Source organism: Phenylobacterium sp., assembly GCF_044236515.1.
Classification (GTDB): Bacteria; Pseudomonadota; Alphaproteobacteria; order Caulobacterales; family Caulobacteraceae; genus Phenylobacterium.
Genome location: NZ_JBIIGK010000001.1, coordinates 1 through 23,081, shown reverse-complemented (window position 1 = coordinate 23,081; position 23,081 = coordinate 1). Strand labels below are relative to the sequence as shown.

At 71.1% G+C, this 23,081-nt stretch carries 25 protein-coding genes; 12 read left to right on the top strand and 13 right to left on the bottom strand.

What is annotated here, in order from left to right; all coding sequences use genetic code 11:
- Window positions 1–6 precede the first annotated feature (6 nt).
- Window positions 7–1,119, top strand: coding sequence for an NAD(P)/FAD-dependent oxidoreductase (locus ACILRF_RS00125; RefSeq protein WP_395670227.1), 1,113 nt, complete (start codon window positions 7–9; stop codon window positions 1,117–1,119).
- 6 nt (window positions 1,120–1,125) lie between these two features.
- On the opposite strand, the gene ACILRF_RS00120 is transcribed toward ACILRF_RS00125, so the two are convergent.
- A complete protein-coding gene (locus ACILRF_RS00120; protein ID WP_395670226.1) occupies window positions 1,126–2,031 on the bottom strand; it encodes a methyltransferase domain-containing protein in 906 nt (301 codons plus the stop codon).
- On the opposite strand from ACILRF_RS00120, the gene ACILRF_RS00115 reads away from it, so the two are divergent.
- The 6 genes from ACILRF_RS00115 to clpB all read left to right on the top strand — a co-directional run bounded on the left by ACILRF_RS00115 (window position 2,030) and on the right by clpB (window position 7,404).
- A complete protein-coding gene (locus tag ACILRF_RS00115; RefSeq protein WP_395670225.1) occupies window positions 2,030–2,806 on the top strand; it encodes a ComF family protein in 777 nt (258 codons plus the stop codon). The genes ACILRF_RS00120 and ACILRF_RS00115 overlap by 2 nt on opposite strands.
- A gap of 32 nt (window positions 2,807–2,838) precedes the next feature.
- On the top strand, window positions 2,839–3,099 hold the full coding sequence (gene grxC, locus ACILRF_RS00110) for a glutaredoxin 3 (protein WP_395670224.1): 261 nt from the start codon (window positions 2,839–2,841) through the stop codon (window positions 3,097–3,099).
- A 45-nt stretch (window positions 3,100–3,144) separates the two neighbouring features.
- Window positions 3,145–3,978, top strand: a complete 834-nt coding sequence (locus ACILRF_RS00105) for a carbon-nitrogen hydrolase family protein (RefSeq protein ID WP_395670223.1) — start codon at window positions 3,145–3,147, stop codon at window positions 3,976–3,978.
- Window positions 3,975–4,406 (top strand): DUF1178 family protein, encoded by a 432-nt coding sequence (locus ACILRF_RS00100; RefSeq protein ID WP_395670222.1) that lies wholly within the window; start codon window positions 3,975–3,977, stop codon window positions 4,404–4,406. The genes ACILRF_RS00105 and ACILRF_RS00100 overlap by 4 nt, the downstream gene beginning before the upstream one ends.
- 25 nt (window positions 4,407–4,431) lie before the next feature.
- On the top strand, window positions 4,432–4,704 hold the full coding sequence (locus tag ACILRF_RS00095) for a hypothetical protein (protein ID WP_395670221.1): 273 nt from the start codon (window positions 4,432–4,434) through the stop codon (window positions 4,702–4,704).
- Window positions 4,705–4,818: 114 nt separating this feature from the next.
- Window positions 4,819–7,404 carry an ATP-dependent chaperone ClpB gene (clpB, locus tag ACILRF_RS00090; protein ID WP_395670220.1) on the top strand — a complete coding sequence of 862 codons (2,586 nt, stop codon included), beginning with the start codon at window positions 4,819–4,821 and terminating at the stop codon, window positions 7,402–7,404.
- Window positions 7,405–7,441: 37 nt separating this feature from the next.
- Here clpB and ACILRF_RS00085 read toward each other — a convergent pair whose 3' ends face one another.
- The 5 genes from ACILRF_RS00085 to arfB form a co-directional block, all read right to left on the bottom strand.
- Window positions 7,442–7,873: a hypothetical protein gene (locus tag ACILRF_RS00085; protein ID WP_395670219.1), complete on the bottom strand. Its 432-nt coding sequence runs from the start codon at window positions 7,871–7,873 to the stop codon at window positions 7,442–7,444.
- 84 nt (window positions 7,874–7,957) lie between these two features.
- On the bottom strand, window positions 7,958–8,215 hold the full coding sequence (locus tag ACILRF_RS00080; RefSeq protein WP_395670218.1) for a hypothetical protein: 258 nt from the start codon (window positions 8,213–8,215) through the stop codon (window positions 7,958–7,960).
- 70 nt (window positions 8,216–8,285) lie between these two features.
- Window positions 8,286–9,602, bottom strand: coding sequence for a DUF2142 domain-containing protein (locus ACILRF_RS00075; protein ID WP_395670217.1), 1,317 nt, complete (start codon window positions 9,600–9,602; stop codon window positions 8,286–8,288).
- A gap of 56 nt (window positions 9,603–9,658) precedes the next feature.
- Window positions 9,659–10,189 carry a hypothetical protein gene (locus ACILRF_RS00070; protein ID WP_395670216.1) on the bottom strand — a complete coding sequence of 177 codons (531 nt, stop codon included), beginning with the start codon at window positions 10,187–10,189 and terminating at the stop codon, window positions 9,659–9,661.
- Window positions 10,190–10,263: 74 nt separating this feature from the next.
- Window positions 10,264–10,689 carry an alternative ribosome rescue aminoacyl-tRNA hydrolase ArfB gene (arfB, locus tag ACILRF_RS00065; protein ID WP_395670215.1) on the bottom strand — a complete coding sequence of 142 codons (426 nt, stop codon included), beginning with the start codon at window positions 10,687–10,689 and terminating at the stop codon, window positions 10,264–10,266.
- Between the two features lie 193 nt (window positions 10,690–10,882).
- On the opposite strand from arfB, the gene ilvC reads away from it, so the two are divergent.
- The gene (gene ilvC / locus ACILRF_RS00060; protein WP_395670214.1) at window positions 10,883–11,902 is read left to right on the top strand and encodes a ketol-acid reductoisomerase; all 1,020 of its coding nucleotides are present in this window, start codon (window positions 10,883–10,885) and stop codon (window positions 11,900–11,902) included.
- 104 nt (window positions 11,903–12,006) lie between these two features.
- Here ilvC and rsgA read toward each other — a convergent pair whose 3' ends face one another.
- The gene (gene rsgA, locus ACILRF_RS00055) at window positions 12,007–13,080 is read right to left on the bottom strand and encodes a ribosome small subunit-dependent GTPase A (RefSeq protein WP_395670213.1); all 1,074 of its coding nucleotides are present in this window, start codon (window positions 13,078–13,080) and stop codon (window positions 12,007–12,009) included.
- A 235-nt stretch (window positions 13,081–13,315) separates the two neighbouring features.
- On the opposite strand from rsgA, the gene ACILRF_RS00050 reads away from it, so the two are divergent.
- A complete protein-coding gene (locus ACILRF_RS00050) occupies window positions 13,316–13,627 on the top strand; it encodes a GNAT family N-acetyltransferase (RefSeq protein WP_395670212.1) in 312 nt (103 codons plus the stop codon).
- A 53-nt stretch (window positions 13,628–13,680) separates the two neighbouring features.
- On the opposite strand, the gene ACILRF_RS00045 is transcribed toward ACILRF_RS00050, so the two are convergent.
- Complete coding sequence (locus tag ACILRF_RS00045) at window positions 13,681–14,436, bottom strand: tRNA1(Val) (adenine(37)-N6)-methyltransferase (protein WP_395670211.1); 756 nt, start codon at window positions 14,434–14,436, stop codon at window positions 13,681–13,683.
- A 120-nt stretch (window positions 14,437–14,556) separates the two neighbouring features.
- On the opposite strand from ACILRF_RS00045, the gene ACILRF_RS00040 reads away from it, so the two are divergent.
- Complete coding sequence (locus ACILRF_RS00040) at window positions 14,557–15,564, top strand: polyprenyl synthetase family protein (RefSeq protein ID WP_395670210.1); 1,008 nt, start codon at window positions 14,557–14,559, stop codon at window positions 15,562–15,564.
- A gap of 99 nt (window positions 15,565–15,663) precedes the next feature.
- Window positions 15,664–16,590, top strand: coding sequence for an iron-containing redox enzyme family protein (locus ACILRF_RS00035; RefSeq protein WP_395670209.1), 927 nt, complete (start codon window positions 15,664–15,666; stop codon window positions 16,588–16,590).
- A 7-nt stretch (window positions 16,591–16,597) separates the two neighbouring features.
- On the opposite strand, the gene fumC is transcribed toward ACILRF_RS00035, so the two are convergent.
- Entirely contained in the window at window positions 16,598–17,989 is a 1,392-nt protein-coding gene (fumC, locus tag ACILRF_RS00030) for a class II fumarate hydratase (protein ID WP_395670208.1), read from the bottom strand.
- A gap of 73 nt (window positions 17,990–18,062) precedes the next feature.
- Here fumC and ACILRF_RS00025 point away from each other — a divergent pair, with 73 nt between their 5' ends.
- The gene (locus ACILRF_RS00025; RefSeq protein WP_395670207.1) at window positions 18,063–18,440 is read left to right on the top strand and encodes a RusA family crossover junction endodeoxyribonuclease; all 378 of its coding nucleotides are present in this window, start codon (window positions 18,063–18,065) and stop codon (window positions 18,438–18,440) included.
- A 67-nt stretch (window positions 18,441–18,507) separates the two neighbouring features.
- Here the strand turns inward: ACILRF_RS00025 and ACILRF_RS00020 are convergent, their stop codons facing one another.
- The 4 genes from ACILRF_RS00020 to ACILRF_RS00005 all read right to left on the bottom strand — a co-directional run bounded on the left by ACILRF_RS00020 (window position 18,508) and on the right by ACILRF_RS00005 (window position 22,645).
- The gene (locus ACILRF_RS00020; RefSeq protein ID WP_395670206.1) at window positions 18,508–18,798 is read right to left on the bottom strand and encodes a DUF1153 domain-containing protein; all 291 of its coding nucleotides are present in this window, start codon (window positions 18,796–18,798) and stop codon (window positions 18,508–18,510) included.
- 167 nt (window positions 18,799–18,965) lie between these two features.
- The gene (locus tag ACILRF_RS00015; protein ID WP_395670205.1) at window positions 18,966–20,366 is read right to left on the bottom strand and encodes a flagellar hook protein FlgE; all 1,401 of its coding nucleotides are present in this window, start codon (window positions 20,364–20,366) and stop codon (window positions 18,966–18,968) included.
- 83 nt (window positions 20,367–20,449) lie between these two features.
- Window positions 20,450–21,163, bottom strand: a complete 714-nt coding sequence (locus ACILRF_RS00010; RefSeq protein ID WP_395670204.1) for a flagellar hook assembly protein FlgD — start codon at window positions 21,161–21,163, stop codon at window positions 20,450–20,452.
- Between the two features lie 9 nt (window positions 21,164–21,172).
- Window positions 21,173–22,645, bottom strand: coding sequence for a flagellar hook-length control protein FliK (locus ACILRF_RS00005; protein ID WP_395670203.1), 1,473 nt, complete (start codon window positions 22,643–22,645; stop codon window positions 21,173–21,175).
- Window positions 22,646–23,081 lie beyond the last annotated feature (436 nt).

Sequence of the window (23,081 nt, the reverse complement as noted above, 5' to 3'; positions counted from 1 at the left end):
TGAGGCATGAGCGATTTCGATTTCGACGCCGTAGTGGTGGGGGCGGGCGCCGTCGGCCTCGCCTGCGGGTACGCCCTCGGCAAGCGCGGCCTCGTCGTCGCCGTCCTGGAGCAGGAGGCGGCCATCGGCCAGGGGGTCTCCTCGCGAAATTCCGAGGTCATCCACGGCGGCCTCTACTATCCCACCGGCTCGCTGAAGGCCCGGCTTTGCGTCGAAGGCCGCCGCGCCCTCTACGCCTTCCTCGACGCCCACCATGTCGCCTACGACCGCTGCGGCAAGCTGGTTGTGGCGACGAGGCCGGACGAGGTCGCCCGCCTCGACGCCATCTTCGAGCAGGCCGAGGTCAACGGCGTCGAGGGCATGCGCAAGCTCTCCAAGGCCGAGGCCCTGGCGCTGGAGCCGGAGCTGGCCTGCGAGGGCGCGCTGCTGTCGCCGCAGAGCGGCGTCTTCGACAGCCACGCCTACATGCTGGCCCTGCAGGGCGAGATCGAACAGGCCGGCGGGGCGGTGGTGCTCTCGACGCCCTTCGAGGCCGCCCGGCCGCTGGCTGGCGGCGGCTTCGAGGTCCGGGCCGGCGGGGCCGAACCCGCCACCCTGACCTGCCGCTATCTCGTCACCGCCCCGGGCCTCTCGGCCCAGGGCGTCGCCGGCCACATCGATGGCTTTCCGGCCGAGCTGATCCCGCCGGCCCACTATGGCAAGGGCGTCTACTTCCGGCTCGCCGGCAAGGCGCCGTTCCAGCGCCTCATCTACCCGCCGCCGATCCCCGGCGCCCTTGGCACCCACTACCGCCGCGACCTCGGCGGCCAGGCGGTGTTCGGTCCGGATCTGAATTTCGTCGACGACCTCGACTACAGCGTCAGTCCCGACGCCGCCGAGGGGTTCTACAGCTACATCCGCAAATTCTGGCCCGGTCTGCCCGACGACAGCCTGAGCCCCGACTACGCCGGCATCCGTCCCAAGATCCACGGCCCGAACGACGCGCACAGCGACTTCCGCATCGACGGCGCCGACGTCCACCGGATCCCCGGCCTCGTCGCCCTGTTCGGCATCGAAAGCCCCGGCCTCACCTCGTCCCTGGCCATCGGAGAGGAGGTTGCGGGACGGCTGGGGCTCTAGGGGCGGTCACTCCCGCCCGAGCTTGTGCTCCACCGTCCCCAGCGCATCGGCCAGGCGCATCTTCGCCGACCCGGGCTGCAGGGGCTTCTGCTGGCTCTCGTGCGGCGCCCAGCCGGTCAAAGTAACGATCTCGAAGGTCGCGCCGACCCGGCCGTCCGCGTCGCCGAACCGTTCGACGTAGATCTCGAACGCCCGGCTCATCAGCGCCCGCGTCAGCTTGCGCGGGTGACGCTCGACGAGCACGCTGGTCTCGCCCATCCGCCTTAGGTCGTAGAGCAGCTTGATCGGGTGGTCGTAGGTGACCCGCACCCGGTCGACGTCCGCCACCGGCAGGGCGAAGCCGGCCCGCTGCAACAACCCCGCCGCGTCCGAGACGTCGGCGAACGGCGAGACCCGGTTGCCGGCCCCGCCGAGGATCTCCGCCTCGGCGGCGACGAGGGATTGGCGAAGCTCGGTCAGGGTCGATCCGCCGAGGAAGGCCCCGAGGAACAGCCCGTCCGGCTTCAACGCCATCCGCGCCTGGATCAGCGCCCCGACCACGTCGTTGGTCCAGTGCAGCCCCAGCGTCGAGACCACCAGGTCGAGGCTCTCCGCCGCGAACGGCAGTCGCTCGTCGTCGGCGACGACCCGCGCGCCCGGCCGTCCGGCCAGCATCGCCCCGGACAGGTCCGCCTCGATCAGCAGCCCGACCCGCCCCGCCGCCTCGCTCTCCGCCAGCGCTTCGGCGAACGCCCCCCGCCGGGCCGAAAGCTCGACCGCCAGCGGGAAGTCGCGCATGATCGGCTCCAGCCGCTCGGCGAGGTCGAGCGCGGCGCGCCGGTGCAGGAAGTCGGCGGCGCCGAAGTCCCGGGCCGCCCGGTCCAGGCGGTGGCGGTGCAGGGTGCGGTCGAAAATGCGGGGCGGGGCGGACATGGCCGCGGAAGATGGCGGTTTCGCCGAGCGATTGAAACCGGGCCCGCGCGCAAAGGCGCTGTGGCGCGGCGCCCTCGACCTGATCTTCCCGCCGCTGAGCCTCGACGGCGCCGCCTCGGCCAGCGGCGGCCTGAGCGCCGAGACCTGGAGCCGCATCCACTTCCTCGACGGCCCGGTCTGCCACGGTTGCGGCGCGCCGTTCGAGTACGACATCGGCGCCCCGTGCGCCGCCTGCCTGGCCAAACCGCGCGCCTTCGACGCCGCCCGCGCCGCCTGCCTTTACGACGAGGTCTCCCGCGACCCGATCCTCAAGCTCAAGCACGCCGACCGCCTCGACCTCGCCCCGCTGATGGCCCGCTGGATATCCCGCGCCGCCGGCGACCTGCTCGACGAGGCCGACGCCGTCGCGCCGGTGCCGCTGCACCCGATGCGACTGCTGCACCGCCGCCACAACCAGGCCGCCGAAATCGCCCGGCCGCTCTGCGCCATGACCGGCCTCGCCTTCCTGCCCGACGCCCTGGTCCGTACCAGGGCCACCGCGACCCAGGGCGGCAAGTCGGGCGGCGGCCGGCGCCGCAACGTCGCCGGCGCCTTCCACGTCCCCGACAGCCGCCGCCGCCAGGTCGAGGGCCGCCGCATCCTGCTGGTCGACGATGTGATGACCACCGGGGCCACCGCCGAGGGCTGCGCCCGCGCCCTCAAGGCCGCTGGCGCGGCGCACGTCGCCGTCGCCGTGGTGGCCCGGGTTCAAGCCCGCGAGGGACTCACCATATGAAACCCGGCAACAACCGTTTTTGTTAGAGCCCCATGGCCCACGTCACCATCTACACCAAGCCCTACTGCCCCTACTGCATCCGCGCGGTCTCGCTGCTGGAGAAGAAGGGCGTCGACTTCACCGAGATCGAGGCTGCCTTCGATCCCGAGAAGAAGGCCGAGATGATGCAGCGGTCCGGCCGGGCGACCTTCCCGCAGATCTTCGTCGGCGACCAGCACATCGGCGGCTGCGACGACATGCTGGCGCTCGACCGCGAAGGCCGGCTCGACCCCCTGCTTCGCGACGCGGCGTAACGCCCGCTCTTCCCCGACCGCCCCGCCCGCACTAGGTGAGGGGCGATGACGCTGAAGGTCGCCCTCATCCAGACCCGCACGCCCGCCACCCACGCGGCGGCGCTGGCGCATGTCCTGCCGCTGGTCGAACAGGCCGTCGCCGGCGGCGCCCAGCTGATCGCCACGCCGGAGGGGACCAACATCCTCCAGCGCGACAAGGCGCAGCTCTTCGCCCAACTGCGCCCCGCCGAGGACGATCCCGTCATTCAGGGGCTGCGCGAGGCCGCCCGTCGCCACCTCGTCTGGATCCTGATCGGCTCGGCCCTGGTCAGGCGCGCGGATGGCAAGGCCGCGAACCGCGCCTTCCTCATCACCCCGTCGGGCGAGATCGTCGCCACCTACGACAAGCTGCATATGTTCGACGTCGACCTGCCCACCGGCGAGACGGCCCGGGAGTCCGAGGCCTACGAGGCCGGGGCCTGCGCCGTCGTCGCCGAGGCGGCGGGGGCCAAGCTCGGCCTCACCATCTGCTACGACGTCCGCTTCCCGGCCCTGCATCGCGCCCTCGCGCTCGCGGGCGCTGAGGTGCTCTGCGTCCCCGCCGCCTTCACCCGCCCCACCGGCGAGGCGCACTGGGAGATCCTGCTGCGCGCCCGCGCCATCGAGACCGGCAGCTTCGTCCTCGCGCCCGCCCAGGGCGGCTTCCACGAGGACGGCCGCGGCACCTGGGGTCGCTCGATCGCCGTCGGTCCATGGGGCGAGATCCTCGGTGTCCTCGACCACGACGAGCCCGGCGTGCTGTTCGCCGACCTCGATCTCGCTGCCGTCGCCAAAGCCCGCGCCGCCATTCCGGCTCTCGCCAACGCCCGCGACTTCACCCTCCCCAAGTCGCCGGCATGATCCGCTACGCCCTTGTCTGCGAGCAGGCCCACGCCTTCGAAGGCTGGTTCGGCTCCTCCGCCGATTTCGACGACCAGCAGGCCCGCGGCCTGCTGGAATGCCCGATCTGCGCCACCCGCGCCGTGACCAAGCAGATCATGGCCCCCGCCGTCGCCGGGACGAAGAAGACCGCCCCGACCCAGACGCCCGCCCAGATGCAGGCGATGATGATGGAGGCCATGGGCCGCGTCCGCGCCCACGTCGAGGAGAACTTCGACGACGTCGGCGACGCCTTCGCCGCCGAAGCGCGCGCCATCCACGAGGGCCGCTCCGAAGAGCGCGGCATCTACGGTCAGGCGACGTCCAAGGAGGTCCGCGAGCTGGTGGAGGACGGCGTCCCCGTCGCCCCCCTGCCGCCCGCGCCGCCGAAGAAGCCGCAGCTGAACTAGGCCGCGCGGTCGGCGTTGTCCGGCCATGACCAGTCGCTTTCACACCGACCAGCTCAAGCGCTACAGCCTTGAGCTCTACGGCCCCGGCGGCGCCGACGACCTGATCTGGAAGATCGACAGCGACGATCCCTTCACGCCGATGGCCCGCGGCGACCGCCTCCAGCCCTTGGACGTCCCTGGCTCCAACCCCGGCCTCGTCCACGAGATCACCGGCATCGAACACCTCATCTGGACCGCCGGCGAACAGGTCCGCTACGTCACCCGCGTCTACACCTGCCCGGCGAAACCCCTAGGGTAGAGCATTTGACCTGAACCCCCTTGTGTGGCCCCAATGCCACACTAGATCAGGCGAGGCTGGGGCCGTGCTTCCACGAAGGCGGCCTTAAGGCCCATCCGCCTACGAGGGGACCTGATGAATATCGATGTCTATTCCGACCGCGCTAAGCAGGCGATCCAGTCGGCCCAGAGCCTGGCGCTCGCCCGCCGTCACCAGCAGCTCGCGCCCGAGCACATCCTCAAGGTGCTGCTGGAGGAAAAGGACGGCCTGTCCCGCGCCCTGATCCAGAGCGCCGGCGGCCGGCCCGACGAGGCCGATCGCGCCGTCGACGCCGCGCTCGGCAAGCTGCCCAAGGTCGAGGGCGGCTCCGGCCAGCTCTACCTGAAACCCGAAAGCGCCCGCGTCTTCGCCGACGCCGAGGCCGGGGCCAAGAAGGCCGGCGACGCCTTCGTCACCACCGAGCGGCTTTTGATCGCCATCGCCAAGGAGGGCGGCGAGGCCGCCGCGGCGCTGAAATCCGCCGGCGCTGACACCAAGGCGCTGGAGGCCGCCGCCTCCGACCTGCGCAAGGGAAAGACCGCCGACTCCGCCTCGGCCGAGGAAGGTTACGACGCGCTGAAGCGCTATGCCCGCGACCTCACTCAGGCCGCCCGCGACGGCAAGCTCGACCCGGTCATCGGCCGCGACGAGGAGATCCGTCGCACGATCCAGGTCCTGTCGCGCCGCACCAAGAACAATCCGGTCCTCATCGGCGAGCCCGGCGTCGGCAAGACCGCCATCGTCGAGGGCCTGGCCCTGCGGATCGTCAACGGCGACGTGCCGGAGAGCCTGAAGGACAAGCAGCTCCACGCCCTCGACATGGGCGCCCTGATCGCCGGCGCGAAGTACCGCGGCGAGTTCGAGGAGCGGCTGAAGGCGGTGCTGAACGAGGTCACCCAAGCCGAGGGCTCCATCGTCCTGTTCATCGACGAGATGCACACCCTGGTCGGGGCCGGGAAGTCGGACGGCGCCATGGACGCCTCGAACCTGCTGAAGCCGGCCCTGGCTCGCGGCGAGCTGCACTGCGTCGGCGCCACGACGCTCGACGAGTACCGCAAGCACGTCGAGAAGGACGCGGCTCTGGCCCGCCGCTTCCAGCCGGTGATGGTCCAGGAGCCGACCGTCGAGGACACCATCTCGATCCTGCGCGGCCTCAAGGAGAAGTACGAGGTCCACCACGGCGTGCGCATCGCCGACGCCGCCATCGTCGCGGCCGCCACCCTGTCGAACCGCTACATCACCGACCGCTTTCTGCCGGACAAGGCGATCGACCTCGTCGACGAGGCGGCGAGCCGCGTGCGCATGGCCGTCGATTCCAAGCCCGAGGAGCTCGACGAGATCGACCGCCGCGCCGTGCAGCTGAAGATCGAGCGCGAGGCCCTGTCGAAGGAGACCGACGCCGCCTCCCGGGCCCGCCTGGAACGGCTCGAGGAGGAGCTGGCCGAGCTCGAGGCGCAGTCCGCCGACATGACCGCCCGCTGGCGCGCCGAGAAGGACAAGGTCTCTTCGGCGGCCCAGGCCCGTGAGGCGCTCGACCGGCTTCGCGCAGAACTCGTCGGCGCCCAGCGCCGCGGGGACCTGCAGCGCGCCTCGGAGATCGCCTACGGCGAGATCCCGTCGCTGGAGAAACGCCTCGCCGAAGCCGAGGCCGCCGAGGGTCGCGACGACGCCATGGCCCCGGAGGTGGTCGATCCCGAACAGATCGCCGCCGTCGTCTCACGCTGGACGGGGGTGCCGGTCGAGAAGATGCTGGAGGGCGAGCGGGACAAGCTCCTGCAGATGGAGGACAAGCTGCGCGGCCGCGTGGTCGGCCAGGAGGAGGCGCTGGTCGCCGTCTCCGACGCCGTGCGCCGGGCGCGGGCTGGCCTCAAGGACCCCAACCGCCCGATCGGCTCTTTCCTGTTCCTCGGCCCCACCGGCGTCGGCAAGACCGAGCTGACCAAGGCGCTAGCCGAGTTCCTGTTCGACGACGAGAGCGCCGTCACCCGTCTCGACATGAGCGAGTACATGGAGAAGCACGCCGTCAGCCGGATGATCGGCGCGCCCCCCGGTTACGTCGGCTACGACGAGGGCGGCGCCCTGACCGAGGCCGTGCGTCGCCGGCCCTATCAGGTCGTGCTGTTCGACGAGGTGGAAAAGGCCCACCCCGACGTCTTCAACATCCTCTTGCAGGTGCTGGACGACGGCCGCCTGACCGACGGCCAGGGCCGGACGGTCGACTTCCGCAACGCGCTCATCATCATGACCTCGAACATGGGCTCGGAGCACCTGGCCAACCTGGCCGAGGGCGATGACGTGGAGGCCGCGCGGCCGGCGGTGATGGATGTGGTCCGCCGCCATTTCCGGCCGGAGTTCCTGAACCGGATCGACGAGATCATCCTCTTCAAGCGCCTCGGCCGCGCCGAGATGGACAACATCGTCCGCATCCAGCTGAAGCGCCTGGAACAGCTGCTGGCCGACCGCCGCATGGCCATCGACCTCGACGGCTCGGCCCTGCACTGGCTGGCCGAGCGCGGCTACGACCCGGTCTACGGCGCCCGGCCGCTGAAGCGGGTGATCCAGAAGGAGTTGGTCGATCCCATCGCCCGCAAGCTGCTGGCCGGCGAGCTGGAGGATGGTCAGGTGATCGAGGTCCGCGGCGCCGAGGACGGCGTCGTCATCGGCAAGGCGAAAGTCCACTGACGGGAACGCCCGCGGCGAAAGCCGCGGGCGTCTTTGTTCACCGGCTCCGGCATTCGCGGCGGGTGACGTAGCCGCCGTAGTAGCTGTCGTAGCTCCGCCGCAGCTTGCATTTGATCCGCCGCCCGTCCGGGCCGATCATGCCGTTCGGGTCGGGGCCGTAGCGGTCGACCGGCACGCCATAGCCGTAGCCGCCGGCGTAGCCGTTTCCGCCCAGCACCGAGCCCAGCACGGCGAGTCCCGCGCTCAGCGGGTCGCGGTTGCCGTAGTACCGATTGTTGTAGCCGTTGTTGTAGCCCGAGTACGGGGCGTACGACCCGTACGGCGCATAGCCGTTGTTGTAGCCATAGTAGCCGGGCTGGCCGTAGCCGTAGTTGTAGCCGTAAGGCTGGGCCTCAGCCGCTCCACTCATCATGGCCGCGCCGCCTGCAATGGCGAGGCCCGCGGCCGCAGCGCTGATCATCTTGCGCATGCTCTCTTCTCCTCGGCGCACCCCTCGCGCGGCCGGGAAACGCCGAAGGAACCCTGCCGGGTTCCTAGGGCCGAGCTTGCCGGCCTAGAGCTGGCAACGGCGGACGACGCCCGGGCGGACGACGACGCGGTCGAGCTTGGGGTCGTAGCCGGGGTAGGTCGCCAGGCAGTCGGCGATGCGCCGCGCCTGCTCGGAATAGCCGTGGGCCATCATCGGCCCGCGCTCGCTCGCCGGCTTGGCGAACTGCTCGGCCGACGCGGCCTTGACCGCCGGCTTCGGCTCGGCCGCGAAGGCTGGCGAGGCCAGCGCCAGGACGGCGGCCGCGCAGATCATCGAACGCATTGGAAGACTCTCCCACCTGAGGGCTTCGTCGCCCTTCGTGGAGAGATCAACGGCCTCGCGGCCGGTCGGTTCAGCGCAGGACGCCGAACCCGCCGATCAGGGTCGCGAACATCGCCGCCGTGCCCGCCGCCAGCAGCGCCAGCTGCGCCGCGTAGGCGCCATCCCGGAGCTTCGGGCCGCCGACCCGCGACAGCGCCGCCACGGCCGGGAGGGCCACGAACGGCGCCAGCGGCAGGAAGTAGCGGCCCTGGAAGCCGCCGATCCGCGCCGCGCCGGCTGCTGTCCACTGCAGATAAAGGGCTAGGCCGATCAGCACGACCGACGCGAGCGCCAGCAGCAACCAGGCGAGGCCCGCGAGCGGCGCCATCCCCTCGGCCTTGCGCCCGGCGACCAGGCTCGCGACGGCGGCAAACGCGCTCGCCGCATAAGCCCACTTGGGAAGCGGCAGGCTGAGCCAGCCGAGCACGCCCAGGGCCGACATGACGATGTCCGCGGCCTGGTCCGTCAGGCTGGCCCCCAGCATGCCGAAAAAGCCGAGCGGGGCCGACACCAGGGCGTCGAGCCGCCCGACCGAGGCGGTCCCGGCCGCGGCGCCGGCGGGCGCGGCGGCGACGAACCAGATCACCGCCAGCACGCCGAGCGTGGCGGCGACGATCGCCTGCACCAGCGCCGCCCGCCGCCGCGCGGCCGGGGCGCCCGCCCGCCCGTCGAACACGACCGCGGCGCCGGCGACCAGCAGCGGCAGGTAGACGAACTTGCCGGCCAGCACGGCGCCGAGCGCCGCCCCCAGGGCCAGGGAAGCTCCGGCGCTCGCCCGCACCGCGCGCGCCATCCGGAAGGCGAGGGCGGCGAAGGCGATCGCCGCCGCGATGGTCGCCGCATCCGGCGAGGCCGAGGCGAAGACGATCTGCGAGCCGGGCAAGAGGGCGATGGCCAGCAGCGCCTCGCGGCCGGTCGGCGCGATCCGCAGGGCCAGGGCGACCAGCGCCAGCGCCGCCAGGGCGTTCGCCGCCCGCGCCGCATAGAGCAGGCCGAGCGGGCCAAGCCCCGCCGCCTTGCCGGCCGCCACGCCCAGGGCCTGCGGCAGGTAGACGGTCGGCAGATAGGTCCCGAGGAAGGTCGCGAACGTCGTCCGCTCCGCCGCCAGCGGCCGGTCGAGTTCGCCCAGGGTCACCCGTAGCGGCGGCGCGCGCGGCGGCGGGGCCGGGTGCAGGGCCCGGCTGCCGAGGTAGTCGGCCGACAGGTCCCCCAGCGACGTCGGAATCTCGCCGCCGACCCGGCTCGGGGTCAGGTCCAGTTCGCTGAGCTGATAGGCGCGGAACAGGTGCTGCTGCTCGTCCGGGGTCTGGAACGGCGGCGTCAGGAAAACCAGCAGCAGCAGGCTCAATCCCCCGAGCGCCAGCAGCACCCGGATCGGGCTGAGGCGCTCGCGCAGTCGGGTGATCAGAGCTCGGCCTGGGTCGTGCGGCCGCCGCGTGTCGACACCCGGCGCATCAGGGCGTAGCCCTCGGCCTGCGGCTGGCCGACCGGCCGGGCCAGGGTGATCACGAACCAGCCGCCGTCCGGCAGGCCGGCGAAGCTGAAGCGGTCGTTGGCGTCACAGGTGGTGCGCTTGATGAACGGCCCGACGTCGCCGGCCGGCGCATTGGGGGTGCGGGCGCGGACTTCGTCGGCCGGCAGGGCGGCATGGTCGCCCGGTCCGTAGAGCACGGCCATCCGGCGGCGCGACCACGGAGTGTCCGGCGTCAGGACCACGCCGGCGCCGGCGCAGCTGAACCGCGTCTGGCCGCGGCGGAAGGTCAAATGACCGGCGATGGCGTTGCGGCCCGGCTTCTGCGCCCAGGCAAAGTCCGCGGCGCGGAACTCGGCCGGCCCGGCCGGGCCTCGGACCGGCGGCGCGCCGCCCAGGGTCGAGGCGCAGGCCCCGAGAACGAGCGTCGAAAGGACGGCGGCGGTCAGACGGAAGCTACGCATGAGGGCAAATCTATACGCCAATGGGACCAAACGGCGCCAGAGCCTCAAGACCCCAAATTGCGGCCGCCCCGCCGCTAGTCGTCGCCGCGCGGCCGCCCGCGCATGGCCTTCACTCCCGAGCGCTTGGACTTGCCCTCCAGCCGCTTGAGCTTCGAGGCGTAGGTCGGCTTGGTCTTCTTGCGCGGCGGCGGGGGCGGCTCGGCGGCCTTGCGGATCAGCTCGAGCAGCCGGCCCAGCGCCTCCTGCCGGTTCAGCTCCTGCGAGCGCCGCGCCTGGGCCACCAGCACCAGCACCCCGTCCTGCGTCAGCCGCGAGCCGGCCAGCCGGTAGAGCCTGGCCCGCACCGGCTCGGGCAGCGAGGGCGAGGCCCGCACGTCGAAGCGCAGCTCCACCGCCGTCGAAGTCTTGTTGACGTGCTGACCGCCCGGCCCGGAGGCGCGCACCGCCTTCCAGGCGACCTCGTCGTCGAGGAGGAAGATGGCGGGCGTGACCTCGATCATGCGTCCCAACTGCCACGGTTGGCGGCCCGAAGCGACATCGCCGCGAGGCCGGCGCGACATTGCGCGCGCGCAAATCCGTCGCCGCCCGCGCGGGTTCCCTTGACCTTTGCGCAAAAAACCGCTGGAAAGCCCGCGCTTTGCCGTCCCCGCCGTGCGCGAGGGATGGCCTTCTTACGTCTCAGGAGAACGATTCATGCGCGTCTACTACGACCGCGACGCCGACATTTCCCGCATCCTGGACAAGAAGATCGCCATCGTAGGCTACGGGTCCCAGGGTCGCGCCCATGCGCTGAACCTGACCGATTCCGGCGCCAAGAACGTCGCCATCGCCCTGCGCGCCGGCTCGGCCACGGCCAAGAAGGTCGAAGCCGACGGCCTCAAGGTGATGACCGTCGCCGAAGCCGCCAAGTGGGCCGACGTCCTCATGGTCCTGGCTCCCGACGAGCTGCAGCGCGACATCTACAAGGCCGAGATCGAGCCGAACATCCGCGACGGCGCGGCTCTGCTGTTCGCCCACGGCCTGAACGTCCATTTCGGCCTGATCGAGCCCAAGTCCACCGTCGACGTGCTGATGGTCGCGCCGAAGGGCCCGGGCCACACCGTGCGCGGCGAGTACCAGAAGGGCGGCGGCGTGCCCTGCCTGATCGCGATCCACCAGGACGCGACCGGCGGCGCCATGGACCTTGGCCTCGCCTACGCCTCGGCGATCGGCGGCGGCCGCTCGGGCATCATCGAGACCAACTTCCGCGAAGAGTGCGAGACCGACCTGTTCGGCGAACAGGCCGTGCTCTGCGGCGGCCTCGTCGAGCTGATCCGCGCGGGCTTCGAGACCCTGGTCGAGGCCGGCTACGCGCCGGAAATGGCCTATTTCGAGTGCCTGCACGAGGTGAAGCTGATCGTGGATCTGATCTACGAAGGCGGCATCGCCAACATGAACTACTCGATCTCCAACACGGCCGAGTACGGCGAGTACGTCACCGGCCCGCGCATCGTCACCGCCGAGACCAAGGCCGAGATGAAGCGCGTCCTGGAGGACATCCAGTCGGGCCGCTTCGTGCGCGACTTCATGCAGGAAAACGCCGCCGGCCAGCCGTCCTTCAAGGCGACCCGCCGCCGCGCCTCCGAGCACCAGATCGAGGAAGTCGGCCAGCGCCTGCGCGCCATGATGCCCTGGATCACCAAGAACAAGCTGGTCGACACGGCCCGCAACTAGGCCGCGCAACACCGCTGACGCTCAAAAGGCCCGGGATCGCTCCCGGGCCTTTTTCTATCTCCTCCTCATCCCCGCGAAGCGGAGCGGGAGAAGCGGAGTCCCGGCTAATCCCCGATGTCCCGCTTGGCCTTGATCCAGCCCCGCGCCTCCTTGTGGATCGCGGCCCAGCGGCGGCGTTCGGCCTGGGCGGCGAGGGGATCGTCGCGCCGGGCCTCGTAGGCCGCCTCCTTCTGCAGCTTGCGCCAGCTGGCCAGGCGCTCCGGGGCCAGCCGCTCGCCCGCGATCGCCGCCTGCACCGCGCAGCCCGGCTCGCCCGCGTGGCGGCAGTCGCCGAACCGGCAGCCGGCGGCCAGCTGCTCGACGTCGTCGAACGCCGCCGACAGCCCCGCCTCGGCGTCCCACAGGCCGAGCTCGCGCATCCCGGGCGTATCGAGGATCAGCCCGCCGCCCGGCAGGCGGACGAGCTCGCGGTGGGTGGTGGTGTGTCGGCCCCGCGCGCCCGCCTCGATGATGGCCTTGGTGGCCATCCGCTCGGCCCCGACCAAGGCGTTGACCAGGGTCGATTTGCCGACCCCGGACGAGCCGAGCAGCACCGCCGTGCGTCCCGGCGTCAGCTGCGCCGACAACTGCGCCAGTCCCTCGCCGGTCACCGCCGAAACCGCCAGCACCGGCGTCCCGAAGGCGATGGCCGAAACCTCCGCTGTCAGGGCCGCGACGTCGTCACAGGCGTCGGCCTTGGTCAGGACGATGACCGGATCGGCGCCGCTCTCGTAGGCGATGGCCAGGTAGCGCTCCAGCCTTCGCAGGCTGAGGTCGGCGTTCAGCGAGGCCACCAGCAACGCCGTCTCGACGTTGGCCGCCGCCACCTGCGCGCCGCCGCCGGGGCCGGCCGCGCGGCGTACGAAGGCGCTGGTCCGCGGCAGCACGCCGCGGATCACCGCCGGGCCGCCCCCCGCGCCGGTCGCCGGGGGACTTGCGGCCACCCAGTCGCCGGCCACCGGCAGTTCCGCCTCGTGGCGAAGCTTGCCGCCGGCGACGGCGTCGATCTCGCCGGCCTCGGTGGCCAAGCGATAGCGCTCGCGCTGCTGGACGATGACGCGGCCGGGGACCAACCCGTTCGCCGCGTGGGTTTGGAAGTCATGCTGGCGCCGTTCGGTCCAGCCGTAGGAAGTGAGCAATTCTGGAATCCTTGATGAGGTCGCAATGCCGGTTCGGCGTCGACCGCAGGATCCTGTCGCTCAGCTTATTGGAGAGAGGATCGCCCGCTCAGGCGGGCAGCACGTCGACGCGGCGGAGGGCGTTGCGGGCAATGGGCTTCGACATCGGATCCTCCTTCTCGCGGGTTGAACGTGCAGCCGTAAGCTTGGCGCATGGCGCCATGACGGTCAACATGGCCGCAAACTCGGAGCCCTCATGTCCCAGATCCCCGACGTCGTGATGAACACCGAAAGCAAGCGGTTCGAGGTCACCCTCGACGGCGACACCGCCTTCGCCGAATACAGCCTCGTCGACCACGGGATCATCCTGCCGCACACCGTGGTGCCGGAAGCCTTCGAAGGCCGCGGCGTCGGCTCGGCCCTCGCCAAGGCGGCGCTCGGCTACGCCCGTTCGCACGACCTGAAGGTCATTCCCCTCTGCACCTTCATGGCCGGCTACATCACCAAACACCCCGAGTGGCACGATATCGTCCACGACGGCTATCGCGCCCGACTGGGCATCAGCTGACCCTTTCCTCTCCCGTTCACGGGAGAGGGGACCGCCCGCCGAGGAGGAACGGCTTAGCCCCATTCCACCCCAGCCTCGCCGCGCAGGATCGCGTCGACCTCCGGCCGGTGGTGGCCGCCGTCGCGCTCGTGCAGCACCAGCGGCGGCAGGAGCTGCAGCGGCGCCTTGCCGGTCTTGACCGCCCGCACCAGCACGCGCTTGGCCGGGGCGTCGGCGAAAGGGTGGATCGGCCGCACCTGGAACGACCCGGCCTTCGGCGCCAGCAGCGCCAGGATGTCGGCCAGCCGGTCGGCCCGGTGAATGAGGATGATCCGCCCGCGCTCCCGCGTCGCCTTCAGCAGGAACTGCGTCCAGGCGCCGAGGCCATCGTCGGCCATCCACGCGCCGCGCCGGGCCGGGGAGGGCGCCCGCATCGCGCCGGGGTCGTCAAAGAACGGCGGATTGGCCATCGCCACGTCGAACCGCTCCAGGCCTAGCTTGGCGAAAGGCCGGGCGACGTCGCCGGTGACGATCTCGACCCGCCTGTCCAACCCGTTCAGCGCCACGTTCTCCCGCGCCAGGGCCGCGGCGGCGCCATCCCGCTCGACGCCGACGAAGGCGGTCGCCGGGGCCCGCGCCGCCGCCGCGAGCAGGGCGCCGCCGGGCCCGCAGCCGGCCTCCAGCACCCGCTCGCCCGGGCCCGCGCCGCAGGCCGCCGCCAGCAGGGCGGCGTCGGCCCCGGCCCGGTAGCCGCGCGCCGACTGGCGCAGCCGCACCCGGCCGCCCAGAACCCGGTCCTCCGTGATGGCGGCTTCGGTGATCTCGTCCATTCCCGTCCGGGCCAGTCTGTGCTTGAAGGCGGGCTCGCTTGACCACGCCCTAGCGCGTCACCATTGTCCCGGCAAACGGCGGAGGCCCCGCCGCCGGCCGTCAGGAGCTAAAGTAACCGCGTGGATGCCGCCCGTACGGCCGTCGCCGAAAAGCCGCCGTCGCTCGACGCGCTGATCGCGCTCGCCGCTCCTGACATGGCCGCCGTCGACGGGCTGATCCGCCAGCATATGGATAGTCCGGTGCCGGTGATCCCGGCCCTGGCCGACCACCTGATCGCCGGCTCGGCCAAGCGGCTGCGTCCGCTGCTGACCGTCGCCGCCGCCCGCCTCGCCGGGGCCCGCGACGACGCCTGCCTGAAGCTGGCCGCCGCCGTGGAATTCATTCACACCGCCACCCTGCTGCACGACGACGTGGTGGACTCCTCGGAGCTGCGCCGCGGCCGGGTCGCCGCCCACCTGATCTGGGGCGCCCCCTCGAGCGTCCTGGTCGGCGACTTCCTGTTCGCCCGCGCCTTCGAGCTGATGGTCGGCGCCGGCTCGATGCCGGCCCTGGAGATCCTCGCCCGCGCCAGCCGCGTCATCGCCGAGGGCGAGGTGCTGCAGCTGACCCGCGCCCACGACCTCGACCTGTCCGAAGAGCTCTACCTCGAGATCATCAAGGCCAAGACCGCCGAGCTGTTCGCCGCCGCCGCCGAATCCGGCGCGGTGTCGGCCGGCGCCTCGACCGAGGGCCGCAGGGCCCTGCGTCGCTACGGCCAGGATGTCGGCATCGCCTTCCAGCTCGTCGACGACGCGCTCGACTATTCGGGCGAGAGCGCGGGCCTCGGCAAGAACCCCGGCGACGACTTCCGCGAAGGCAAGGCCACCTTGCCGCTGCTGACCGTGATGGCCCGCACGCCGAACGAGCGTGAGTTCTGGATCCGCACCGTCGACCGGCGCGAGCAGACCGGGGCCGACTTCGAGCGGACCCGCGAGCTGATGCGCCAGACGGGCGCCGTCGACAGCACCCTCGACCTCGCGGCCCGCTACGCCGAGAGCGCCAAGGCGGCCCTCGCCGACCTGCCCGCCGGCCCCTGGCGCACGGGTCTCGTCGAGCTGGCCGACTTCGCGGTCCGCCGCCGGGCCTGACGCGCCGGCGCGGGCCGTTGGCCCGCCGCCTCAAAAGCTACGCAATCGGAACCGCTTAGCGCGCCGTACGCTTCTTCGACCCGACGAGGGAGTGCGTATATGTATTCGGGTATCGGTTTGGCGCGTGCGGGTCGGTTTACGCCGGAGTTCCCCAACGCTCAGGCGCTGCATGTCGGCCTGGCGCAGTGGAACAGGCGCCGGCTGGCGGTCGGCGCGCCCCATGACGACTGGGAGGCCGAGGTCAGCGACGACTGCCGGATGCAGCGGCTCGAAGGCGCCTTCGTCGAGGGCTTTCGCGCCCAGATCGCTCCGCTTGTCGCGGACGTTCCTGAGGACCCGCACGGCTTCATCGCCTGGTTCGAAGGGCTCAAGGACAAGGGCCCGGGCCAGTGGGATCCGCTGTTCGCCTGGCTGGAGACCGAGGCCGACCTCGAGCAGATGCGCTGGTTCCTGACCCAGGAAGCGGCCGGTGAGGCCGGGTTCGATGACCTCGTCGCCATGACCCAGGTCAAGATGCCGGCCCGCCCGAAGCTCGAACTGGCCCGCAACTACTGGGACGAGATGGGCCGCGGCCACCTGGGCGGCATGCACGGGCCGATGCTCGACAGAACCGTCGCCGGCCTGGAACTGACGCCGACCATCGAGGGCACCTGTTGGCCGTCCCTGGCCCTGGCCAACACCATGACCGCTTTTGCGACCACCCGACGATACGCCTACCACTCGGTCGGCGCGCTCGGCGTCGTCGAGCTCACCGCCCCGACCCGCGTCGGCGCGGTGGCGCAGGGGCTGAAGCGCCTCGGTCGCCCGCCGGAACAGCGCAAGTACTTCGTCCTGCACGCCCAGCTCGACGTCGAGCATTCCAAGGCCTGGAACGCCGAGGCCCTGGTTCCGCTCGTCGAGGAGAATCCGGGTTGCGCCCGCTATCTCGCGGAGGGCGCGATGATGCGCCTGATCTGCGGCCAGCAGTGCTTCGACGCCTACCGCGCCCACCTGTGGGCCGACGCCGAAGTCTACGCGGCCGAGTAAGGCCGCCTCAGCCGGGGCTGATCATCTGCTCCGGCCGCACCACCGCGTCGAACTCCTCGTTCGAGACATAGCCGCCGCCCACCGCCTCGTCGCGCAGGGTGGTGCCGTTCTTGTGCGCCAGCTTGGCGATCTTGGCGGCGTTGTCGTAGCCGATTTTCGGCGCCAGGGCCGTCACCAGCATCAGCGACCGCTCGAGGTTGGCCTTGATGTTGTCTTCCCGCGCCTCGATGCCGGCCACCATGTTGTCGGCGAATGACACCGCCGCGTCGGCCAGCAGGCGGCACGACTGCAGGAAGTTGTAGGCCATCACGGGGTTGAAGACGTTCAGCTCGAAGTGGCCCTGCGATCCGGCGACCGTCATCGCCGTCTGGTTGCCCATGATGTGGGCACAGACCATGGTCAGGGCCTCGGCCTGGGTGGGATTGACCTTGCCCGGCATGATCGACGAGCCCGGCTCGTTCTCCGGCAACGCCAGCTCGCCCAGCCCCGAACGCGGGCCGGAGCCCAGGAAGCGGATGTCGTTGGCGATCTTGAACAGGGCCGCGGCGGCCGAATTGATCGCCCCGTGGCTGAACACCATCGCGTCGTGGGCGGCCAGGGCCTCGAACTTGTTCGGCGCGGTGACGAACGGCAGGTGGGTGATCGCCGCGATCCGCTCGGCCACCTTCTCGGCGAAGCCGACCGGCGCGTTCAGGCCGGTGCCGACCGCCGTGCCGCCCTGCGCCAGTTCATAGAGGCCGTAGAGGGTCTCCTTGATCCGCCGCACCGACATGGCGACCTGGTGCGAATAACCGCCGAACTCCTGGCCCAGCGTCAGCGGCGTCGCGTCCTGGGTGTGGGTGCGGCCGATCTTGATGATGTGGGCGAAGGCCTCGGTCTTCACCTTCAGCGCCGCATGCAGGTGCTCCAGCGCCGGCATCAACCGCCGCGCCACCTCGTCCGCCGCCGCCACGTGCATGGCGGTGGGATAGGTGTCGTTCGAGGACTGGCTCATGTTGACGTGGTCGTTGGGGTGGACCGGCGTCTTCGAGCCCATTTCGCCGCCCAGCATCTCGATCGCCCGGTTCGAGATCACCTCGTTGGCGTTCATGTTGGACTGGGTGCCCGACCCCGTCTGCCAGACCACCAGCGGGAAGTGGTCGTCCAGCTTGCCGTCGATCACCTCCTGAGCGGCGGCGACGATGGCGGCGCCGATCGCCGGATCCAGCCGGCCCAGCGCCATGTTGGCCTCGGCGGCGGCGCGCTTGACGACGCCCAGGGCGCGGATCACCGGGATCGGCTGGCGCTCCCAGCCGATCTTGAAGTTCTGGATGCTGCGCTGGGTCTGCGCGCCCCAGTACCGGTCGGCGGCGACCTCGATGGGGCCGAAGGTGTCGGTCTCGGTGCGCGTCGCGGTCATCTCGGTCTCCAGCCAAACGGGGCGGGGTCGGTTTAACGAGACGGCGGGAGAGCGCAAGGCTAAGGACGCCGCAATGGACGACGGCTGGACACATCACGGCAAGGTCCGGGCCCGCGAGGGCGAGGGGACGATGGAGGTGGTGGTCGACGGCCTGACCACCCAGGCCAAGTACTACAAGCCGCTGATCTACGAGTTCTTCCGCAAGGCCTGGCGCGGCTCGCGGCCGGCGTGGGGCGAGTTCAGCGTCGAGATCCGCATGGAATACCTCGGCGACCCGCCCTGGATCGACCTCGACAACCTGGCCAAGGCCATCCTCGACGCCATCAAGGGCTACGCCTTCCACGACGACGCCCAGGTCGCCCGCCTCCTCGTCGAGCGCGCCGAGGGCGAGCGCGAGCGCATCGCCGTCACCGTCCGCAAGCTCTCCGACCGGGCGATGAGCCCGCCCTGACGAAAACGGCCCCGCCATTCATCGAGGCGGGGCCGGAACTTCGCGAACCGTCCGGGGGAAGGTCGGCTCAGCGATACTGTTGCAGACGCGTGGTCCGAAGGCCCGCCATGCCGTGGCGGTCGATCGACGCCTGCCAGGCGGTGAATTCCTCGCCCGTCAGGCCGTAGCGCTCGAGCGCGTCGTCGAGCGAGATCAGGCCGCCGCGCACGGCGGCCACGACCTCGGCCTTGCGCCGGATCACCCACCGGCCGGTGTTGGCCGGCGGCAGGTCCTTCAGAGTCAGCGGCGCGCCCGTCGGGCCGATGACATAGGCTTCACCGCGGCTGTTGGTCCGCGTCTGCTGCTGTTGTTGCAACATGGCTTTACGCCTTTCCCACCATCACTGTTGATGGGGAAGGTAGGCGGTGGGTGCTAACGCCCGCTGAATCGCGAGAGTAAATAATGAGCTAATCATGCTCGCCCCCGTGTACGATTTTGAAACACGACTTAACAATTTGGGTGTTAACTCAGATTAAGAGAGGTTGATCAGCGCTTGATGTTGATCAGTTCTTCCAACATCTGATCGGCCGTGGTGATGATCCGCGAAGACGCCGAGTAAGCCTTCTGCGTCGAGATCAGGCCGGTGAACTCCGCCGACAGGTCGACGGTCGAGGCTTCCAGGCTCGACGGCGCGATGCGGCCGGCGCCGATGCCCGGCTCCTTGATCACCAGCTGGCCGGCCGCGCCCGAGGCGCGATAGGCGTTGCCGCTCACCGCCTGCAGGCCGTCCGCGTTGGGGAAGGTGGCGATGGCGATCTTGGCGATCTTCCGCACCTGGCTGTTGTCGAACACCGCCGTGACGATGCCTTCCTCGTCCACCTCGACGCCGACCACGTTGCCGACGCCGGCCCCGTCCGAGTTCACCGACCGCACGGTCGACGGCTCGGAGAGCAGGGTCAGCTTGTCGAGGTCGAGGTCGACCGTCTGGCCGGAGATCCCCAGGCCCTCGGCCCACTGCGGCGCGGTCGCCGAGTCCGAGGCGTTCAGCGTCAGGCGCGGCACGCCGCCGGTGGCCGTGAACAGGGTGGTGTCGGCGCTGGCGAGGTTGATCGTGCCGTCCTGGTTGAAGGCGATGTCGCCGGCCAGCAGCTGGCCCGGCCGTCCCGCGCCGTTGTCGATGTCGCCGGCCGGGATGGCGTAGACTTCCGCGTGCCAGACGTTCGGCTTGGTCGGGTCGTTGCCGCGCAGGAAGGCCATGGCCACCTTGCGGTTGCCGCCCGTCGAGTCGATCACGTTCATCTCGAGCGTGAAGTCCGGCTGGGTGCCGGTCGTCGGGTCGTCGGCGTAGTCGGCCATACTCTCGACCGTCGTGCCGTCGTAGGTGCCGCCGGAGACCGCGGCCGACACCGTGGTGTCCTTGTTCAGGTTGGCGGCGATCTTCACCTCGGTGGTCTGCGAGACCGCCGAGCCGAGGCCGCGCACGTTGATCGGCTGCAGCTTGCCGAGATCCGAGGGGTTGATGTCGAAGGTGCCGTTCGACTGGATCGGCCAGCCCTGCAGGAACAGCCGCGCGTCGTTCATCAGATAGCCGTCGGCGTCGACCGCGAACGAGCCCGAGCGCGTGAACAGCCGCGCGTCGGCGCTGGTGATGCCCTCGGCCTTCTGGGTGGTGACGAAGAAGCCGTCGCCGGAGATGGCGAGGTCGGTCGGCGAGGTCGCCGTCTGCACCAGGCCCTGCTGGCTGATGTACTGGCGCGTCGTGCCGGTGACGCCGCCGGCCGAGTAGCGACCGGCCATCTGGGCCGTCACCACGCTGCCGAAATTCACCTGGCTACGCTTGTAGGCGATGGTGTTGACGTTGGCGATGTTGTCCGAGATCGCGGCCATCGCCGAGGAGTTGGCGACCAGCCCGGACACACCCGCCAGCATGGCGGAATTGATGCTCATTGGTTCGTTCCGTTCTGTTCTTTGGGTGATCCGCGTACTGCGGATGCGGAACGGCGCCTTTCGGCCGTCGCGTCCGCCGGACTTCAGCCGGCGGGGTTGTTGTTGGGGTTCGGGGTTGTTTCAGCCTCGGCCGCCTCTTCAGGCAGCTTGACGCTGGTGACGTAGTTCCACGGCACCTTCGCGCCGTTGACGGTGATCAGGGTCTGGCCGTCGGTCTGCTCGACCCCGGCGACCATGCCTTCGACATAGATGGTGGTCGGCACCGTGTCGGCGGCGCTGTCCTTGGCGCTGACCAGGATGCGATAGTCGCCGCCGTCCGGCAGCTGCTGGCCCGACAGGTCCTTGCCGTCCCAGGTGAACTTGTGGTCGCCGGCCTTCAGGTCGGCGCCCGACAGCGTCTTGGAATGCACCGACTTGCCGTTGGCGTCGACGATCTCGACCTTCACCTCGGTCGCGTCGCGGTCGAGATCGTAGGTCCACGAGGCCTTGCCGTTCTGCAGCACGCCCTTGTCGCTGACCGCCTTCACTTCGCGGCCGATGAGGCTGACGGCGGTCGAGATGCCCGAGTTGGTGTTGCCGACCAGCTGCTTCAGCAGGTCGTTGGTCAGCAGCTGCTGCTCGACCCCGGTCATCTGGACCATCTGCTGGGTGAACTGGTTGGAATCCATCGGCGACAACGGATCCTGGTTCTTCAGCTGGGTGGTCAGCAGGGTCAGGAAGGTGTCGAAGTTCTCCGCCAGGCGCGTGCGCGCCCCGGCGGTGACGTCGGTCTGGGCTCCAATTCCGGCGACGGCCATGGGCTGCTCCTAGATCCGCACGTCGAGGCCGGCGTTGACGCCGCGCCGCAGGTTGAGCCGGCCGGCCGGGGCGGCGTCCGCCTCGCCGGCGGTGTCCAGGGCTGCCCGGAACGCCCGGCCGCGGAACGCTGCGCCGTTGTCCTGCGACGGCTCGGCGAAGTGCTGGCGCGCCTGGCCCTGGTCGCCGGCGACGTCGAACGACATGCCGCCCGACAGGTCGAACCCGGCCTGCTCCAGCGCCCGCTGCAGTTCGCCGGCCCGGGCCTTCAGCTCCTGCGCAGCCTGAGGCGTCTCGAACGACAGGGCGGCGGTCAGCCGGCCGTGGGCGCCGATCTCGACCCGCACGTCCACCTTGCCGAGGCCCAGGGGGTCCAGCTCGACGTCGAACCGCGTCGTGCGCGCGTCGAGCTTCTTGAGGATCTGCGCCGACAGGGCGGCGACCGTCTCGGGCGAGCCGCGCACCGGCGTCGGGGCGGTGTGGGCGCCGGTCGCCGGCGTGCTCGCCGCCGGAGCGTCGGCCTCGGCGACGACGACCGCGTCGGGGGTGTCGGCGGCCGCGGCGGCTTCAGGCTCGGCGGTTTCGGCGGCGGCCAGCTCGGCGCCTTGCGGGCGGTCCGTCGCGGCCACGGCGTCGGCGGTCTGGGTCGGCGCCGCGCCGCGCACCGGGCCGGCGGCGGTCGCGAAGGCCTCGGCCCGATCGCCGACCTTGCCCTCGACCTTGGCGGCCTTGTCGCCGCGCGGCGCAGCCTCGGCCGGCCTGGCGGCGGGGGCCTGGACCGGCGCGGCCTGCGCCGCCTGGGCGACCCGCGACGGCGCGGCGGCGTGCGCCAGGGCCTGGGCCGCCGCCGGCGGGGTCGGGCCGCTCGAATCCTTGGCGGCCGCCTGGGCGTTCGCCGCGGGCGGCGGGGACGCGTCGGCCGACGCGGCGTCCGGAGCCGGGGGTGCAGTCGCCGCGGCCGGCGTGGCGGTCGGCCGGCCCGGCGTGCGGACGTGGGGCTTCGGGGTGATCGCGACCTCCAGGGCCTCGCCGCCGGCGAACGGGGCAGGGGCCTCGGCCTCGATCTCGACATCCTCGGCCGGCGTCTCTTCGCCGGCGACGGACGGCGGCTGCCCGGCCTGCGGTGCAACGTGGGTCGCCGGGGCCGCTGGGGCGTCGCCGGCCGGCAGGCCCGGCCCGGCGGGGGACGTCTGGGCCTGCGCCAGGACGGTGACCATCGCCGCGCTCATGGCCGCGGCGGGCGCCTCCAGAGCCAGGCCTTCGCCCTCGCCCTCGGGCTGATCCTCATCGCCCTCGGTCTCGCCCTCGGCTTCGGTGACGGCTGCCGGGGCCGCCGGCGCCGGGGCCGCTTCGACCGGCGTCTCGCCCAACAGGGCCGCCATCAGCGCCTCGAACACCGCGCCCGCATCGGGCGCAGCGGCGCCGGCGGCCGGCGCGGCGGCCGGCGGGGCGAAGGCGAGCATGTTGATCGGAGACGCGGACAAGGTCGGCCTGCGAGGAAGCGGTTCACGGCGCCTGCTGCGCCAAGACGTTCACGGCAGCCGCAGCAACCTTCGCGCCACTCTCCTAGTCCCTTGTTTCAGCGAAGAAACTTCGGGTCCGGTCGAGGTGCCGCACGGCCCCGCGGCGGAATTTGCCGGGCCGGATCGGCGCCCGCTGGGGCGTTCCCTGCCGATCTCGAATGACAGTCTGGCCGTTGGCCCGCTCCTTGCGATTAACCATGCGACACCCGTCGACGGCTCAGAAGCAGGCGTTGATAACAAAGAACTTTTCCCGGCGCGCGCCGCGTTCCTTCTAAGATTTTCCCGGCAGAATCCGCCGGGTCGCGCAGCCTTTGCCGGGCGGAGAGCTAGACGATGTCGCTCAACGTGACGCTCAAGACCGCGACGTCCGGGCTGATGGCGGCCCAGACCGGGCTGC

Coding starts and splice junctions, on each gene's coding strand:
- ACILRF_RS00125 (WP_395670227.1), top strand. CDS start 7: ATGAGCGATTTCGATTTCGACGCCGTAGTGGTGGGGGCGGGCGCCGTC.
- ACILRF_RS00115 (WP_395670225.1), top strand. CDS start 2,030: ATGGCCGCGGAAGATGGCGGTTTCGCCGAGCGATTGAAACCGGGCCCG.
- ACILRF_RS00120 (WP_395670226.1), bottom strand. CDS start 2,031: ATGTCCGCCCCGCCCCGCATTTTCGACCGCACCCTGCACCGCCACCGC.
- grxC (WP_395670224.1), top strand. CDS start 2,839: ATGGCCCACGTCACCATCTACACCAAGCCCTACTGCCCCTACTGCATC.
- ACILRF_RS00105 (WP_395670223.1), top strand. CDS start 3,145: ATGACGCTGAAGGTCGCCCTCATCCAGACCCGCACGCCCGCCACCCAC.
- ACILRF_RS00100 (WP_395670222.1), top strand. CDS start 3,975: ATGATCCGCTACGCCCTTGTCTGCGAGCAGGCCCACGCCTTCGAAGGC.
- ACILRF_RS00095 (WP_395670221.1), top strand. CDS start 4,432: ATGACCAGTCGCTTTCACACCGACCAGCTCAAGCGCTACAGCCTTGAG.
- clpB (WP_395670220.1), top strand. CDS start 4,819: ATGAATATCGATGTCTATTCCGACCGCGCTAAGCAGGCGATCCAGTCG.
- ACILRF_RS00085 (WP_395670219.1), bottom strand. CDS start 7,873: ATGCGCAAGATGATCAGCGCTGCGGCCGCGGGCCTCGCCATTGCAGGC.
- ACILRF_RS00080 (WP_395670218.1), bottom strand. CDS start 8,215: ATGCGTTCGATGATCTGCGCGGCCGCCGTCCTGGCGCTGGCCTCGCCA.
- ACILRF_RS00070 (WP_395670216.1), bottom strand. CDS start 10,189: ATGCGTAGCTTCCGTCTGACCGCCGCCGTCCTTTCGACGCTCGTTCTC.
- arfB (WP_395670215.1), bottom strand. CDS start 10,689: ATGATCGAGGTCACGCCCGCCATCTTCCTCCTCGACGACGAGGTCGCC.
- ilvC (WP_395670214.1), top strand. CDS start 10,883: ATGCGCGTCTACTACGACCGCGACGCCGACATTTCCCGCATCCTGGAC.
- ACILRF_RS00050 (WP_395670212.1), top strand. CDS start 13,316: ATGTCCCAGATCCCCGACGTCGTGATGAACACCGAAAGCAAGCGGTTC.
- ACILRF_RS00045 (WP_395670211.1), bottom strand. CDS start 14,436: ATGGACGAGATCACCGAAGCCGCCATCACGGAGGACCGGGTTCTGGGC.
- ACILRF_RS00035 (WP_395670209.1), top strand. CDS start 15,664: ATGTATTCGGGTATCGGTTTGGCGCGTGCGGGTCGGTTTACGCCGGAG.
- fumC (WP_395670208.1), bottom strand. CDS start 17,989: ATGACCGCGACGCGCACCGAGACCGACACCTTCGGCCCCATCGAGGTC.
- ACILRF_RS00025 (WP_395670207.1), top strand. CDS start 18,063: ATGGACGACGGCTGGACACATCACGGCAAGGTCCGGGCCCGCGAGGGC.
- ACILRF_RS00020 (WP_395670206.1), bottom strand. CDS start 18,798: ATGTTGCAACAACAGCAGCAGACGCGGACCAACAGCCGCGGTGAAGCC.
- ACILRF_RS00015 (WP_395670205.1), bottom strand. CDS start 20,366: ATGAGCATCAATTCCGCCATGCTGGCGGGTGTGTCCGGGCTGGTCGCC.
- ACILRF_RS00010 (WP_395670204.1), bottom strand. CDS start 21,163: ATGGCCGTCGCCGGAATTGGAGCCCAGACCGACGTCACCGCCGGGGCG.